Annotated in this window: 12 protein-coding genes, 1 other RNA gene and 1 pseudogene; 6 read left to right on the plus strand and 8 right to left on the minus strand. The window is 68.0% G+C overall.

Annotated features, from left to right (window positions below; genetic code table 11):
• Nucleotides 1-158 precede the first annotated feature (158 nt).
• On the minus strand, nt 159-1,166 hold the full coding sequence (locus AC3WQY_RS19865) for an AraC family transcriptional regulator (RefSeq protein ID WP_492710272.1): 1,008 nt from the start codon (nt 1,164-1,166) through the stop codon (nt 159-161).
• Nucleotides 1,167-1,363: 197 nt separating this feature from the next.
• Between AC3WQY_RS19865 and AC3WQY_RS19870 the strand changes: the two genes are divergently transcribed.
• The 4 genes from AC3WQY_RS19870 (at nt 1,364) to AC3WQY_RS19885 (ending at nt 7,831) form a co-directional block, all read left to right on the plus strand.
• On the plus strand, nt 1,364-3,001 hold the full coding sequence (locus AC3WQY_RS19870; RefSeq protein ID WP_492710273.1) for a parallel beta-helix domain-containing protein: 1,638 nt from the start codon (nt 1,364-1,366) through the stop codon (nt 2,999-3,001).
• A gap of 68 nt (nt 3,002-3,069) precedes the next feature.
• A complete protein-coding gene (locus AC3WQY_RS19875) occupies nt 3,070-4,323 on the plus strand; it encodes an SO2930 family diheme c-type cytochrome (RefSeq protein WP_492710274.1) in 1,254 nt (417 codons plus the stop codon).
• A 413-nt stretch (nt 4,324-4,736) separates the two neighbouring features.
• Nucleotides 4,737-7,025: an ATP-binding protein gene (locus AC3WQY_RS19880; protein ID WP_492710275.1), complete on the plus strand. Its 2,289-nt coding sequence runs from the start codon at nt 4,737-4,739 to the stop codon at nt 7,023-7,025.
• Between the two features lie 53 nt (nt 7,026-7,078).
• A complete protein-coding gene (locus AC3WQY_RS19885; protein WP_492710277.1) occupies nt 7,079-7,831 on the plus strand; it encodes a substrate-binding periplasmic protein in 753 nt (250 codons plus the stop codon).
• Nucleotides 7,832-7,857: 26 nt separating this feature from the next.
• On the opposite strand, the gene AC3WQY_RS19890 is transcribed toward AC3WQY_RS19885, so the two are convergent.
• Nucleotides 7,858-8,769: a carbonic anhydrase gene (locus AC3WQY_RS19890; protein WP_492710278.1), complete on the minus strand. Its 912-nt coding sequence runs from the start codon at nt 8,767-8,769 to the stop codon at nt 7,858-7,860.
• Nucleotides 8,770-8,834: 65 nt separating this feature from the next.
• Entirely contained in the window at nt 8,835-10,040 is a 1,206-nt protein-coding gene (locus tag AC3WQY_RS19895) for a multidrug effflux MFS transporter (RefSeq protein ID WP_492710279.1), read from the minus strand.
• A 113-nt stretch (nt 10,041-10,153) separates the two neighbouring features.
• On the opposite strand from AC3WQY_RS19895, the gene AC3WQY_RS19900 reads away from it, so the two are divergent.
• Nucleotides 10,154-11,143 carry a Gfo/Idh/MocA family protein gene (locus AC3WQY_RS19900; RefSeq protein WP_492710280.1) on the plus strand — a complete coding sequence of 330 codons (990 nt, stop codon included), beginning with the start codon at nt 10,154-10,156 and terminating at the stop codon, nt 11,141-11,143.
• Here the strand turns inward: AC3WQY_RS19900 and rnpB are convergent.
• Nucleotides 11,138-11,477, minus strand: an RNA gene (gene rnpB / locus AC3WQY_RS19905) — RNase P RNA component class A. The two genes, AC3WQY_RS19900 and rnpB, sit on opposite strands and share 6 nt — an antisense overlap.
• Nucleotides 11,478-11,517: 40 nt before the next feature.
• On the opposite strand from rnpB, the gene cysK reads away from it, so the two are divergent.
• Entirely contained in the window at nt 11,518-12,435 is a 918-nt protein-coding gene (gene cysK, locus AC3WQY_RS19910; protein ID WP_285233499.1) for a cysteine synthase A, read from the plus strand.
• Nucleotides 12,436-12,445: 10 nt separating this feature from the next.
• Here cysK and AC3WQY_RS19915 read toward each other — a convergent pair whose 3' ends face one another.
• The 4 genes and pseudogenes from AC3WQY_RS19915 to AC3WQY_RS19930 all read right to left on the minus strand — a co-directional run.
• The gene (locus AC3WQY_RS19915; protein ID WP_492710281.1) at nt 12,446-13,435 is read right to left on the minus strand and encodes an FHA domain-containing protein; all 990 of its coding nucleotides are present in this window, start codon (nt 13,433-13,435) and stop codon (nt 12,446-12,448) included.
• Nucleotides 13,417-14,748, minus strand: a complete 1,332-nt coding sequence (locus tag AC3WQY_RS19920) for a S1 family peptidase (RefSeq protein ID WP_492710282.1) — start codon at nt 14,746-14,748, stop codon at nt 13,417-13,419. Before AC3WQY_RS19920 ends, AC3WQY_RS19915 begins: the two co-directional genes overlap by 19 nt.
• 1 nt (nt 14,749) lies before the next feature.
• Entirely contained in the window at nt 14,750-15,796 is a 1,047-nt protein-coding gene (gene pyrC, locus AC3WQY_RS19925) for a dihydroorotase (protein ID WP_492710283.1), read from the minus strand.
• Nucleotides 15,797-15,835: 39 nt separating this feature from the next.
• Nucleotides 15,836-15,967 (minus strand): annotated as a pseudogene (locus AC3WQY_RS19930) (amino acid ABC transporter ATP-binding protein); the annotation flags it as partial.

Genomic DNA, 15,967 nt, shown 5'->3' on the forward strand with positions numbered 1-15,967 from the left:
GTGGATGAAGAAAACAGGCCTCCCGGCCAGCCAGCGGCGCCGCCCGGGCGCGCCAAACCTCAATTGTCGCGGCCCGGCCGCCCGCTGCGGCGGCCGGGCGCTGCTTTAGGCAGCACTCCCGGGGCGAATTAGCCCCTCGGCGGGAACCGCGAGCCCGCTCAGTGACGTTGCAACAGCTCGCTGGGGCTGCAGGCAAACCAGCGCTGGCAGCTGCGCGACAGGGCGGCCTGCTCCGAGTAGCCCAGCATCAGCGCAATTTGCGCCAGGCTGGGCCGCGCGGACTGGCGCAGCAGCTCCACGAAATAGTCACGGCGCGCCTCGTCCAGCAGCTGCGGAAACGGGCACCCCTCCCTGGCCAGCCGGCGCTGCAGGCTTTTCTCGTGCAGGGACAACTCCGCGGCGATATCGGCCTGCTTCACGCGCCCCATGCCAAGGCGCTGGCGCAGCAGGCGGCGCACGCCTTCCGATACCAGCTCGCCCGATTTTGGGAAACGGCTGTCGATATAACTGGTTGCCATCTTGATGCGCAATTCGTTCCGCCCCGGCAGCGGGCGCTTCAGCTCCGCCTCGGCAATACGAATGGCCGCAAACGGCGCATTGAATCTGCACTCGCAGGAGAAATAGGCCTGATACTTGTCCGCGGCGCTCAGCGCCTCGTGCGGAAACATCACGAGCAAATCATCACCGCGGCTTTCGCGCGCAAATCTCAGGGCCCGCACCAAGGACACCAGAATGTATTCGGTGACCTGTTTGAAACTCGCCGGCCGGCCATCGTTCACCGTCAGGATCAAATCCACCATCCCGGCCTGCCCGCGCACCGGCGCGAGTGTGGGCTGAAACACCGTGCTGTACACATGCCCATATTGGGTAATCAGCGCCAGCGCCTCGCTGAGGGTATTGGCATGCCGCATCAGCACCACCACGGGCCCTTCGAAATATTCATCCGGCCCCTGCCCCATGCGCAAACCAAAATCGGGGCAGCGTCCCGCCTCGGCGGTATTTTCAAGCAGTTGCACGAACAGCTGGTACGGGATGAATTCATCACCCGAGATCGGCTGCTCCAATACCAGACCGAGGCGCTTCATCTGCGCATATGGATCGACTGCCACGGCCTGGGCCGCCCATTCGTAATCCTGCAGGGCAACGGAGCGAATCAGCGCTGGCATGAATCTAGGCGTTGAGCGGAATTCGGTGAATACCCGCATGTCCGCGGGAGTTAAATGAATGTCTGCCGGGGTCAATTCTTTGCAGACGCAATCATGCACCATCCTCGTGCCAGTTTTGACATTTGCTAATGCGCGCGCCCGCTTCGGGCTGAGCCCAGCGCGCCGCGGCGGCGTCTTCTAGACACAGGAAATCACCCATGCCCTTGCATCGCGACCCCAAATTCGCGCTTTTGTTGTCCATGCTCACCGCCGCGGCGCTGGCGGGCTGCGGCGGCGGAAGCGACCCTGCACCGCAGACTCAAACCATCAGCTTCGCCGCGCCGGCGACCCAGACCATGGGCACGGCCGCGGCCGCGCTGAGCGCCACGGCCAGCTCCGGCCTGCCGGTCAGCCTGGCGTCCAAGACCGCCGCCGTCTGCACGCTGAGCGGCAGCACCCTGGTGCTGGTATCCGCCGGCACCTGCTCGGTGGAGGCCACGCAGGCGGGCAACGCGGCCTGGCTGGCTGCCACGCCGGTAACGGTGAGCTTCAGCGTCAAAGTGGCCGGCACCATCGTCACGGCGGCCAAGATGAACGACCTGGACCTGAACGCGATCCTGCTCGCCGCCAAGGACGGTGACACCATCACCATGCCGGCCGGCCGGTTCACCATGCTGGGCCCCTTGCAGCTCTCGGGCAAGAAGAACATCACCATGCTGGGCGCCGGCAACGGCAAGGACCCGAGCAAGGACACCATCCTCTCGTTCAAGACGGCGCTGACGCAGAACGGACTGTCGGCCAGCAGCCTGGACACGGTGAGCTTCAAGAAGTTCGCCATCGAGGATGCGTCGGGCAATGCGCTGTTCATCACCAACTCCAAGAACATCGTGATGGACACGATGCGCGCCGAGTGGGTGACCGATCCGCAGAAGACCTCGACCATGGCCTACGGCCTCTACCCGGTGAAGAGCGACAACATCCTGGTGACCAACAGCATCGTGGTTGGCAGCCGCGATGCCGGCGTCTATGTGGGCCAGTCGACCAATATCCGCGTGACCAACAACGACGTGTACTACAACGTCGCCGGCGTGGAGATCGAGAACTCGCACAACGCCATCGTCGAAGGCAACAACGTGCACGAGAACACCGGGGGCATCCTGGTCTTCGCCCTGCCCGGCCCGACGCGCTTCCTCAACACCAGCGGCGTGGTGGTGCGCAACAACACCATCGTGAACAACAACCTGCCGCCGGCCGCCAATGCGCAGGGCCTGGTGCTGACGATCCCCCCCGGCACCGGCGTGATGGTGCTGGCCTCGCAGAACACCGAGGTCCATGGCAACACCATCACCAAGCACCAAACCACCGGCGTGCTGATCACCTCGGCGATAGCGGCACAGATCCCCTTCAACCCGGCCACCAAGGACGACCAGGGCAAGGTCTACGACCCCTACGAGCGCGGCATCTACGTGCACAACAACAAGGTCAGCGATTTCGGTGCCACGCCTGGCGGCGCGTTTGCAGATCCGGCCGGCCTGGGCCAGTTCACGCAGGGCTTCTTCGCCACGCTGAAGGCCTTCCCGCAGCCGCAAAACTTCCCCGCCGTCATGTGGGACGGCATCGTCGATCCCGCCACCGGCAGCGGCGTGCAGGTCAATGGCAGCGGCGGCAGCTATGCCGGCAATCTGCAGGTCTGCTCCAAGAGCAACGACATCAGCGCGCCCGCCGGCGCCGTGATTTCGTACGAGAACATCGACCTGAACCTGCTGGCATTGCTGGCCGGCGGCAACCCGGACTTCCCGAGCCCCGCCCGCATGAACTGCGTCATCACGCTGCCCGCCGTGACCGGGCTGCCCTGAGCGCCCGCGCCCGCCCATCCACAAGGGGTGCTCGTCGAGCCCCCTTTTCCTGTTTCAAAAGACCCGTCATGACCAACACCAGCAAACCCAACTCCGCCCCCTGGGCCGCCGGGGCCGCCGTGGCTCTACTGAGCTCGGCCCTGCTGCTGTCCGCCTGCGGCGGCGGTGGTGGCAGCAGCCCTGCGCCTGCGCCTGCGCCTGCGCCTGCGCCGGCCCCCGCCCCGGCACCGGCCACGCCAACGATCTACGAGCCCGGCGCCGCGCCGGCCAAGCTCTCGGCATGGAGGCTCGCCACCATCGAAGGCACGCGGCTGACGCTCAACAGCGCGCTGCTGCCCTACGACCTGAACGCGGCCCTGTTCTCCGACTACTCGTTCAAGCTGCGCGCCATCTACCTGCCGCCCGGCAAGAAGATCAACTACGGCGCGGACGCCCTCGACTTCCCGGTCGGCACGGCCCTGGTCAAGACCTTCTACTACCCGAAGGCGAGCGGCACCGACGCCAGCTTGCTGGCCGTCGGCCAGAAGACGCAGACCGCGCAGGGCAACAGCATCGACCTGAGCAGCCACCGCCTGATCGAGACCCGCATCCTGGTGCGCCAGGCAGATGGCAACTGGGCGGGCCTGCCCTATGTCTGGGATGAAGACCAGAAGGACGCGACCCTCACCACGGCGGGCAAGTACATCTCGATGGAGCTGGTGCCGGACAGCGGCGCCACCCAGAAGTTCATCTATGCGGTGCCGAATTCGCAGACCTGCCAGCAATGCCATGCCTCCGCCAGCAATGGCAGCGGCTCGACCCTGCCGATCGGGCCCAAGCCACGCAACCTCAACAAGAGCTACGACTACGGCGCCGGCGTCGTCAAGAACCAACTGCTGCAGCTGGACGAGCTGAAGCTGCTGGCCGGCTTCAGCGGCCTTGCCGATGCACCCGCAGGAGTCGACTGGAAGGATGCCGGCAAGGCGCTGGACCTGCGTGCCAAGGCCTATCTGGACATCAACTGCGCGCACTGCCACAACAACCGCGGCTATGCCTCGCAGTCCGGCCTGCTGCTGGGCTTCGACAACGTGGGCTCGCCGGCCTCCGCCGACACCTGGGGCGTCTGCAAGATGCCGCTGGCCTATGTAGGCACCGGCGAGGCGGGCTACAAGTACGACATCAATCCGCGCAGCCCCGAGACCTCGATCCTGCTCTACCGCATGAGCCATGTCGGCGCGGGGCAGACCATGCCGGTGGTCGGGCGGCAGACCAACCACAGCGAGGCCAACGCCATGGTGAGCGACTGGATCCGGCAGCTGACGCAAGCGGCCTGCGCGCCTTAAGGGGCGAGGGACCCCACCGCCAACCCCCGTGGGTCGCGTTTGCGAGAGAACGGGCCGGCGCCGTAGGCGCAGCGCGAAGGTCGGGCTCACCGCCCGAAGCCGAGCGCTGCAACGCCCGTGCAGGCCCGTTATCTCGCAAACCCTAAGGGGCGGGCCTTTGCGGGCGCGGGCCGGCGTTGCGAACCTTGCCCAGACACCGGTCTGGGCGGCGGTCCGCGCCTTGGCCGGCATCCCGCAAAGATCCCGCCGCGGCCCACGGGGGTCGGCAGTGGGTCCCTAGCAGGCGTTGCTTGCATGCCCCAGCGCCATGGCGGAGGGCCGGTAGCTGAGTGATACTGCGGGCGGGGCCGGTTGGCTTGTGGGGCTTCAAGCCGGCACGGCCCGGCAGTCAACCCCAACCGGTCGAGGTCCGATTGAGCCGCAAAGCATCAAGCTCGCTCTTCTTCGCCATTGCCACCGGTGCCAGCATCGGCCTGCTCTTGCCAGCCCTGATCGTGGGCGGCTTGCTGATCGGCCTGCGCGAGCCACAGGTGACGCAGCAGACCCAGGAACGCGAACTCCAGTCCAAGCTGGATGTGCTGGCCAGCAGCCTGCCCGAGCTGCTGTGGAATCTCGACGCCGTGGCGGCACGCGAGGTGGTGGCCGCCATCACCAAGGCCCCCGAGGTCGTGCAGGTGCGGGTCAGCGATGCCTCCCAGGGCCTGCCCTTCATCGAAGCCAAGTTTCCCGAGCGCCAGCTCGGCCACACCATCCGGGGCGAGCGCGAGATCTTCCGCGGCAATGCCAAGATCGGCCTGATCCAGGTCGAGATTGACGATCATCTGGCCGCCGCCGCGCTGCAGCGCCAGCGCTGGCTCTATGGCGCCACCGTGGGCGGGCAGCTGCTGGTCTCGCTGGCGCTGATACTGGCGCTGCTGAATTCGCGCCTGATGCGGCCGCTGCGCGAGCTGGGCATTTTTGCCAACGACCTGGCGCAGGGCCGCTTCTCGGCCGAGCTGCGCACCGAGCGCCACGACGAGATCGGCCTGCTGGGCCAGCATCTGGAACATATGCGCGACGCACTGCAGGCGCAGTTCGACGCGCAGAAATCGCTCATCGCGCGCCTGCGCGGCATGGCCGAGACGGTGCCCGGCGTGGTCTACCAGCTGCGCCTGCAGACCGATGGCAGCTTTGCCTTCGCCTATGTGAGCGAAGCGGTGCGCGACTATTTCCGCCTCAACGCCGCCGAGTTCAGCAAGGATGCCGAGCTCCTGTTCGACCAGATCCAGGAGGTCGACCGGCAGGCGGTGCGCGATTCGCTGATGGCCTCGGCGCGCCACCTCAGCCCCTGGCAGCAGGAGTTCCGCATCCGCAACCAGGACGGCAGCGAGCGCTGGCTCTACGGCAATGCGATCGCCCAGCTGGAGGAAGGCGGCACGGTGCTGTGGCATGGCTTCCTGACCGATATCTCGCGCCAGCGCCGCGACGCCCTGGAGCTGGAGCGCTACCGCCACCATCTGGAGGAGCTGGTGGAGGCGCGCACGCGCGAGCTGGCCGCGGCCACCAAGGCCGCCGAGGCCGCCAGCCTGGCCAAGAGCGCCTTCCTGGCGAATATGAGCCACGAGATCCGCACGCCCATGAACGCCATCATCGGCCTGACCTATCTGGCGCGGCGCGACAACTGCACGCCCGAGCAGGAGGATCGCCTCAAGAAGGTGGGCGACGCCGCCGAACACCTGCTGAGCGTGATCAACAACGTGCTGGACTTCTCCAAGATCGAGGCCGGCAAGCTGCAGCTGGAACAGCGCGAGTTCACCGTGCCCCAGGTGCTGGACAACATCCGCAGCATGCTGGCGCAGCGCGCCGCCGAGAAGGATCTGCAGGTGCAGGTGCAGATCGACCCGGCGCTGGAACGCCGCGTGCTGCATGGCGATGCCCAGCGCATCGCCGAGGTGCTGCTGAATTTCGCCGGCAACGCCATCAAGTTCACCGACCACGGCGTGGTGACGCTGCGGGCCGCGGTGGGCGAGCAGCTCGGCAACCAGCTGCAGCTGCGCTTCGAGGTGGAGGACAGCGGCATCGGCATCGCCCCCGAGGCGCAGGCGCGCCTGTTCAAGGACTTCGAGCAGGCCGACTCGTCGACCACGCGCCGCTATGGCGGCACCGGCCTGGGGCTGGCGATCTGCCGGCGCCTGGCCGAGCTGATGCATGGCGAGGTCGGTGTGCGCAGCCGGCCCGGCGAGGGCAGCCTGTTCTGGTTCCGCGTGCCGGTGGGCCTGAGCGTCAGCAAGCCGGGCGAGGCACTGCGCGATGTCGGCCAGAGCGCGCGCGAGCTGCTGGCCCCTTACCGCGGCAGCCGGCTGCTGCTGGCCGAGGACAACGCCGTCAACCAGGAGGTGGCCGTGGCCCTGCTGCAGAGCGCCGGCCTCGAGGTGGACGTCGCCGAGGACGGGCACAAGGCCTGGCAGATGGTGGAGCAGCGCGACTATGCGCTGGTGCTGATGGACGTGCAGATGCCGGTGATGGACGGGCTGGATGCCACCCGCGCGATCCGCGGCACGGCGCGCGGCCAGCACCTGCCCATTCTGGCGATGACGGCCAACGCATTCGCCGAGGAGCGCCAGCGCTGCCTGGACGCCGGCATGAACGACCATGTGGCCAAGCCGGTGGTGGCGGATCAATTGTTCAGAACTTTGGCGCGCTGGCTGGGCCAGCAGGCGTAAAGTCGGCAGTGAAGGCCGGGCCCGGCATGGGCCGCGGCCATGAGGAGGTAGCCATGCAAAACCTGCAGCATCCGGCCCTTCATGCGCAGCACCGCGCCATCATGGTGATCGTCTGCGCCATCGCCTGCACCAGCGTCTGCGCGGCCGAACGCCTGGTGCTGGCCACCGAGGAATACCCGCCCTACAACATGAGCGACACGCGCGGCCATGTGGTCGGGCTGTCGACCGACATCGTGAAGGCGCTGCTCGATGCCGCCGGCTACGAGTACGACATCACCGTCTATCCCTGGGCGCGCGCCATCGGCATGGCACGCACTCAGGTCAACACCTGCGTCTACTCGATGTCACGCACGCCCGAGCGCGAGGCGCTCTACAAATGGATAGGCCCGCTGGTGTCGAACGACTGGGCCCTGTTCGCCCCCGCCAAGTCCAGCCGCCCGGCCAGCCTGGACGAGACCGCCAATATGCGCATCGGCAGCTACCAGGGCGACGCCATCGTCAGCTATCTGCAGACGCGCGGCCACATCGTCGACGCCGCGCCCAACGACGATGTGAACCCCAAGAAGCTGCTGGCGGGGCGCATCGACTACTGGGCCACCGGCCGCCTGATCGGCCAGTACCGACTGGCGCAGCAGGGCATCAGCGGCGTCGAGCCGGTGCTGGTGTTCAACCGCACCGAGATGTACCTGGCCTGCCAGAAGCAGCTGCCCGACGAGCAGGTCAAGCTGCTCAACAGCACGCTGGCGGGGCTGCAAAAGAGCGGCGCGATCCGCAAGATCTACGCCACGCATGGCTACACGCCCTGAGCGCCTCGCTTAGGGCCTGTTAACACTCAGTTCGATTCCTTGATCATGCGGCCCGCGCCGGCCTGCAGCGGCCGCGCATTCATCGGGTACAGACGCGCAAAGATGCCGATCTGCTGGGCCGAGAGCTGCACCGGCTGGCGCATCACCATCCACAGCACGCCCTCGGTGCAGGGCGGCGTGGTGAGTGAGCCCATATAGGTGTAATAGGCCTTGTCGTCGGGCAGCAGCTGGCCGACATCGATCGTGCCCGGCGCGGTGAGCGCCTCCATCTTCTCCAGCGGCAGGTTGTTCCAGATCGTCTGCACCAGCGGGTGATCGCTGCCACGCTCGATCAGCACCGCCACCACCGCCAGGCGCCCCTCGGCATCCTTGTGCACCAGGTGCGCCACCATCTCGAACTGCCGGCCGTTGATGCGCTCCTCGCTAGGCCGGTGGAAATGAAACTGCTGCAGCTCGAAGCGCCGCCCCATCACCTGCAGGCTGTTGCCCGCCGCGATGTTCACCTGGATGGTGTGGCCGTTGTCGAGCACCGCAAAGCCGCTGGGCCGGTAGTCGAACTGGATCTTCTCCAGGTCCACCCTGAAGCCGTCACGGATGTCGATCGGGCTCTGGCGCGTGCCGACCGCGCAGAGCTTGAATTCCGGCTTGAGCTCGGCCCAATGCTCGGGCGCGCCCTCGCCGGCATAGGCCCAGTGGATGTCCTTGCGCGCCTCGGGCCTGGCCGCCTTGGCCGCGCCGCGCGCGCCACGGCCGCCATCCGCCTTGCCGTCGGCCTTGCTCTCGACCTTGGCCTGCTCGCCCTTGTTGCTGAGCCGCTCGGCCAGGCGCTTGCGCAGCAGCTCCACCGGCTCCTCGCCCGCCGCGGGCTCCTCTGCGCGCAGCGGCGCCAGCGGCAGCGCGAGCAAGCTGGCAAGGGCAAGGCGAAGCAAGAAAGACATGAGGCACTCCTGCCCGACGGGGCGTGTCGCCTCCTTCTTCGGCCGTTTGCGCGCCGTTCTTGAGCTCAGCCGAGCTCGCGCTTGACCCACAGCCACGAGACCAGGCCGATGCTCATCATGCCGATCGAGGCCAACGCCAGGCTCAGCGTCGAATGCATCACCAGCGGCACCACCACGCCGGCCACCAGGCCGTTGGCGGCGCTGCCTATGCAGGCCTGCAGCGAGGAGGCCATGCCGCGCCGCTCGGGCGCCTGGTCCAGCACCATCAGCGTCACCACCGGCACCATCAGGGCCCAGCCAAAGGCAAAGGCCGAGATCACCGGAAAGGCCCAGAAGGGGCTGGGCGGGGCCCACAGGTTCAGGCCCACATTGAGCAGCGAGGTCAGCGCCATGATGACGAAACCGCGCCGTATCTGGTGCTTGGGCCGGATCTTGCCGGCCAGCCGGCCGCTCAGCCAGGCGCCGCCCATGATGCCGCCGATGCTGAAGCAGAAGAACCAGAAGAACTGCTGCGGCGCCAGCTGCAGGTGCTCGCCCAGAAACACCGGCGCCGCCAGCACGTAGAGGAACATGCCGTTGAAGGGAATGCCGCTGGCCAGGGCCAGCAGGATGAAGCGCTTGCTGGTGCACAAGCGCCAGTAGTCGCGCATCAGCGGCCGCACATGGAAGGGCTGCGCCATGTCCTTGTGCAGGGTCTCGGGCAGCAGCCGCCAGTTCGCCAGCCACAGCGCCACCCCCACCAGCACCAGGAACCAGAAGATCGAGTGCCAGTCGGCATGCACGAACAGAAAGCCGCCCACCATGGGCGCGACGGCCGGTGCCACGCCAAAGTAGATCGTCACCTGCGACATCACGCGCTGCGCCTCGGAGGGCGGGAACATGTCGCGGATGATGGCGCGCGAGACCACGATGCCGGCGCCGGCGGACATGCCCTGCAGGGTGCGGAAGAAGATCAGCTGACCGATGTCCGCCGCCAGCGCGCAGCCCAGCGAGGCGAGCGTGAACACCGCCACGCCAACCAGCACCACCGGGCGGCGGCCAAAGCTGTCGGAGAGCGCGCCATGGAACAGATTCATCACCGCAAAGCCGAGCAGATAGCTCGACAGCGTCTGCTGCATCTGCACCGGCGTGGCGTGCAGGGCGGCCGCGATGCCCGAGAAGGCCGGCAGATAGGTGTCGATCGAGAACGGGCCCACCATGCCCAGGCAGGCCAGCAATACGGCCAGCGCCCAGCGTGGTGCGCGCCAGATCGTGCTGGCATCAGGATTCATCTTGGTGCGGTATGCGCCCTCGCGGGGGCATGGGCTGAGGGGTGTGGAAGCAGTGTAGCGGCCACCCCCTACACTGCGCGCCATTGAGGGATATCAACGGGGCGAGGGGCGGCATGCCAGAGATCTTGAACATCGGCATCATTGGCCTGGGCGTGATGGGGCAGCGCATGCTGAGCCGCATGCAAGGCCATGCGCGGCTGCGCCCCGTCCTGGTCTGGGACGCCGACCCCGCGCGCCTGGCCGCCTGCCTGCAGCAGCATCCCGAGTTGCGCGCCGCCTACAGCGCCGAGGCGCTGATCGCCAGCCCCGGGCTGCATGGTCTCTACATCGCGACCCCGCCGGCCGCCCACCTGCACCTGAGCCATCTGGGTTTCGACGCCGGCCTGGCGGTGCTGTGCGAGAAGCCGCTGAGCGTGGATTTCGAGGCCACGCGCGCCTGCATCGCCCGTATCCAGCGCGAGAAGCTGCGTGCCGCGGTGAATTTCTCGCTCGCCTCCTCGGCGGGGTTGTCGGCCCTGCAGCTCGCCTTCGGCGCCGCCGCCCACATGCCGCTGGGCGCCTTGCAGGAGGTGCAGATCTCGCTGGCCTTCGCGGCCTGGCCGCGGCCCTGGCAGGCCCAGGCGGGCAGCTGGCTGGCCGAACGCGCGGAAGGCGGCTTCACGCGCGAGGTGCTGTCGCATTTCATCTTTGCCCTGCAGCGCGTGCTGGGCCCGGCCCAGGTGCTGGCCGCGGCGGCGCAATACCCGGCCGACGGCCTGAGCGCCGAAACCGGCTTGCGCGCCGAGTTGCGCGCCGCCGGCGTGCCGGTGCGCATCGCCGCCCAGGTGGGCGGCAGCGTGGCCGACGACAACCGCATGCTCTGGCGCGCCAGCGAGGCCGAGCTGGAATTGCGCGACTGGTTCACCAACGTGACCCAGACCCGCCACGGCGAACTGCCGCAACCGGCCCTGCTGCAAGGCGCCGGCCCGCTGGCCCAGCTGGATCAATGGGCGGCGCTGCTGGATGGCCACTCGCACGCCCTGCCCAGCTATGCCGAGGCGCTGGCGGTGCAGGAAACCATCGAGCGCCTGCTCGTGCCGCAGCAGCGGCTTGAAAAAGTGTGAAGCAAGCCGATAGGCCGGATTCTGTGCAAGACCTGACCCTTGCGGGCCAGGCCCCGTGACCGCCATTCCTCTGGGCCGGACATCACTGCCCGGCTCGGTGCCACCTACCCGCCAGCTCTGCGAGCCGCATCAACGCTGGCCTACTTGGTGTTGCTGCGCGTAGAGATTGCCCGTTTCACCCGAGGCGGGCCTAGACCCACCTCGACTCGTCTCTGTTGCTCTAATCCTCGGCTTACGCCGGGCAGCCGTTAGCTGCTACGCTGCTCTATGCAGTCCGGACCTTCCTCCAGTGCCGTGTTTCCACGCTTGCACCAGCGGCGGTCTGGCTTGCTTCACAGAGAGATTATCCTCGAAGCAACAGCAACGGAGCCGAAATGAAAGCCGACAACGTCCTCGCCACCATTGGCAACACCCCGCATATCCGCACCCAGCGTCTGTTCGGCGCCGGTGCCCAGGTCTGGATCAAGTCCGAACGTAGCAACCCGGGCGGCTCGATCAAGGACCGCATCGCGCTCTCCATGGTCGAGGACGCCGAGGCCCGCGGCGTCCTCAAGCCCGGTGCCACCATCATCGAGCCCACCTCCGGCAACACCGGCGTGGGCCTGGCCATGGTGGCCGCGGTGAAGGGCTACAAGCTGATCCTGGTGATGCCCGACAGCATGTCGGTGGAGCGCCGCCGCCTGATGCTGGCCTATGGCGCCAGCTTTGACCTGACCCCGCGCGAGAAGGGCATGAAGGGCGCGATCGCGCGTGCCGAGGAACTGGCCGCGCAGACACCCGGCGCCTGGATTCCGCAGCAGTTCCAGAACCCCGCCAACATCGCCGTGCATGTGCGCACCACCGCCGAGGAGATCCTGCGCGATTTCCCCGAGGGTCTGGACGCTCTCATCACCGGCGTGGGCACCGGCGGCCACATCACCGGCTGCGCCCAGGTGCTGAAGAAGGCCTGGCCGCAACTCAAGGTGTTCGCCGTCGAACCTGCCGCCTCGCCGGTGATCAGCGGCGGCGCGCCCAGCCCGCACCCGATCCAGGGCATCGGCGCCGGCTTCATTCCGGACAATCTGCACACCCAGCTGCTGGATGGCGTGATCCAGGTGGAGGCCGAAGAGTCGCGCGAGTACGCGCGCCGCTGCGCCCGCGAGGAGGGCCTGCTGGTGGGCATCTCCAGCGGCGCCACGCTGGCCGCCATCGCCAAGAAGCTGCCCGAGCTGCCCGCCGGCGCACGCGTGCTGGGCTTCAACTACGACACCGGCGAGCGCTACCTCTCGATCGAGGGCTTCCTGCCCACCTGAGCGGCCGCTCTCACTCGTTGCCCTGATCGGCGCTCGGCAGGTCGTTGTCCTTGCTGGCCTGGCGTGCCAGCTGGGCCTGCAGCGGCCGCAGTTCGTCGATCAGCGCCTCGGGCGTCTTGGGCTCCACCAGGCGCAGCGCCGGCGGCGGTAGGGCGGCCAGGTAGGGCGGACCCAGCCAATACTGCTGTTCGATGCGCTTGCCCACCATCAGCGTGAGGCCCAGCGCCAGCGCGGCACCCAGGCCCAGCGCCACCCAGCGCCTGGCGCGCGGCCAGACCACGCTGGCCTGCCACCACAGCACGCCGGCCAGGCCGAGCGGGAACAGCAGGCTGTCCAGCGCCATCAGGCGCGGCGCCGAGAAGGCATAGGCCAGCGCCGGCAGCAGGATGCCCAGCAGATGCAGGCCCAGCGCGCCGGCCAGCACGCGCTTGAAATGCGGTGCGAAGGCGAACCAATGCTGGAACAGCTGGGTGATCAACGCCCACAGCGCCGCCCAGGCGGTCACCACGCCCAGCGGACCCAGCACGGCGCTGGCGTAATCCACCCAGGGCGCGCCCGGATCCATGCCGGCCCATTGGTCGTACCAGAGCAGCAAGGCCCAGCTCAGCGCAAGACCTGGCACCCAGAGATGGCGCCAGCGGCTGCGCGCGGCGGCCGGCCGCGCCAGCGGGCGCTCGGGGGCCAGCACGTCGCGGCTGCTGCGCAGGCGCAGCCGGGTGGCGCCCAGCTGCAGCGGCGCCAGCCCCGCCAGTGGCAGCCGGTCGCCCGCGCGCAGACGCCGCTGGCCCTGCCAGCCGCCATTGAGGCTGTCCAGCATCAGCAGCTCGGCGCCCGCCTCGCCCCAGCTCAGCTCGGCATGCTCGCCGGCCAGATGCGGGTCGTTCAGCACCACATCGCAGACCGGTGAGCGCCCGATGCGCAGCGGCCAGGCCAGCACCTTGTGCACCGCACGGACCTGGCCATCGCGGTCCAGGATCTCGATTACCGCGGCGTGGTCCATGCAAAGCCCTTGAGGTAATGCGCCGACAGCTTGAGCGCGTTGTCGAAGGAGATGCCCTTGGCATCGAAACGGCCCAGCGCACCCTCGGTGCTGGCGTCCACCGTGGTCACGATCACGCTCAGGTCGTGCAGGCCCGCCAGCTTGCGGTAGGCGCGCAGGCAGACCACCGCGCGCAGCGGCAGGCCGTCGCGCTGCACGAACTCCTCCTTGCAGAACGGCGCGGTGCGGTCGCGGTCATCGCGCCCCAGGCGCTCGTTGCGGAAGCTGTTGCTGTACTGGCGCGAGAAGCGCAAGGCGCCGAGTTTGGCGCCGTCATAGGCCTCGTGCGACATGTCCAGATAGCCGGTCTGCATGCCGCCGTTGATGAAGATCGCATGGTCCTGCCGGCATTGCGAGCGCTGGAATTCCAGGCCCTTGGTGTCGGCCGAGGTGCCGCGGCCCCAGCAGCGCATGAATTTCTCCTGCGGCACCGGCAGCTGGTAGCGCTGGTGGCCGGCATCGCGCCAGGGCTGGGCCATGAAGCCCTGCACCAGCTCGTCCTGGTAGGCCATCAGCTGCTCGCGCAGGCGCGGCCACACCGGGCTGCTGATGGGCTTGGCGGCGCGGCTGCGCTCCAGCAACTTGAGCGCGTACTCGCCCGGCACCAGAAAGCTCATCTGCTGCGCGAAGAACATGGCCGAGACATTGATGCCGACGACGCGCCCCTCCTCGTCCACCACCGGCCCGCCGCTCATGCCCGAGTTGATGCTGCCGGCGTAGTAGATCAGCGGGTCGAAGCTGCGCTCCACCAGGCCGTTGTAATTGCCCTCGACGACGGCAAACGCCACGTCGTGCGGATTGCCCATCGAATAGATGCGGTCGCCCTTGGAGAGCGGCGCCTCGACGGCGCGGAACTTCATGAAGCCCTGGGGCTTGCGGTCCACCACGCGCAGCAGCGCCAGGTCGCGCCGCACATCGATGTCCAGCAGCTCCAGATTGCCGCCCTCGCCATCGGTGCTGCCGTAGCGCAGGCGATAGCGCTCCGGCTCCAGCGCGAACTGGCTCACCACGTGGTAGTTGGTGATGACATGCCCTTCCTCGCTGACCACGAAGCCCGAGCCCACCGAGGCCTGGCTGTCCTGGTTCTTCAGCAGGGTGCGGATCTGCAGCAGTTGGGCCCTTGCGCGCTCGTAGACGCGGCGCGCGGTGGCCGAGACCTCGGCCGCCGGCGCGGCGGCGCTGGCGGCGGGGCGCGCGGCCGCGGCTGCCTGGGCCTGCGCGTTCTGGGCCCAGGCCAGGGCGGCGATCAGCCCGGCCAGCAGGAAGCGCCGCATCTCAGACCAGGCGCCAGGCCAGCGCTTCGCCGCCGCGCAGGGGCTTGAGCTGCGCGTCGCCAAAGGCCACGCTGTCGGGCAGGGTCCAGGCCTCCTTGCGCAGGGTGATGCGCCCGGTGTTGCGCGGCAGGCCGTAGAAGTCGGCGCCGTTGAAGCTGGCGAAGGCCTCGAACTTGTCCAGCGCACCCATCGCCTCGAAGGCCTCGGCATAGAGTTCCAGCGCCGACAGCGCGGTGAAGCAGCCGGCGCCGCAGACCGAGTTCTCCTTCATCACCGCCGCATGCGGGGCGCTGTCGGTGCCGAGGAAGAACTTGCTGCTGCCCGAGGTGGCGGCGGCCAGCAGGGCCTGGCGATGCAGCTCGCGCTTGAGCACCGGCAGGCAGTAGTAATGCGGGCGCAGGCCACCGGTGAAGATGGCATTGCGGTTGTAGAGCAGATGCTGGGGCGTCAGGCTGGCGGCCGTGTGCGCATCGGCCGCCGCGACATACTCGGCCGCCTCCTTGGTGGTGATGTGCTCGAACACCACCTTCAACTCCGGCAGATCGCGGCGCAGCGGCTGCATCACGCGATCGATGAAGACGGCCTCGCGGTCGAACACGTCGACCTCCGGGTCGGTGACCTCGCCGTGCACCAGCAGCAGCAGGCCTTCGCGCTGCATCGCCTCCAGCACCGCATAGGTCTTGCGGATGTCGGTCACGCCGGCATCGCTGTTGGTGGTGGCACCGGCCGGGTAGAGCTTCAGCGCCACCACGCCGGCTTCCTTGGCACGCTTGATCTCGTCCACCGGCGTGTTGTCGGTGAGGTAGAGCGTCATGAGCGGCTGGAAGCTCATGCCCGCCGGCACGGCGGCCAGGATGCGCTCGCGGTAGGCGCTGGCCTGCGCGGCGGTGGTGACCGGCGGGCGCAGATTGGGCATCACGATGGCGCGGCCGAACTGGCGCGCGGTATAGGGCACGACGCTCTGCATCGCCGCGCCATCGCGCAGGTGCAGATGCCAGTCGTCCGGGCGGGTGATGGTGAGTTCGGTTGGGGTCGCTGCTTCGCTCATGCCCCGATTGTCCCAAACATTGCGTGCCACCCCGCCGCTTCAGTGCTGGAGGATCTTGGCCAGGAAATCCTTGGCACGCGGCGAGCGCGCATCGGGGTTGCCGAAGAACTCGTCGCGCGTGCAGTCCTCGACGATTCTGCCAGCGTCCATGAAGATCACCCGGTGGCTGAC

The organism is Roseateles sp. FW301-B2, from assembly GCF_058788955.1.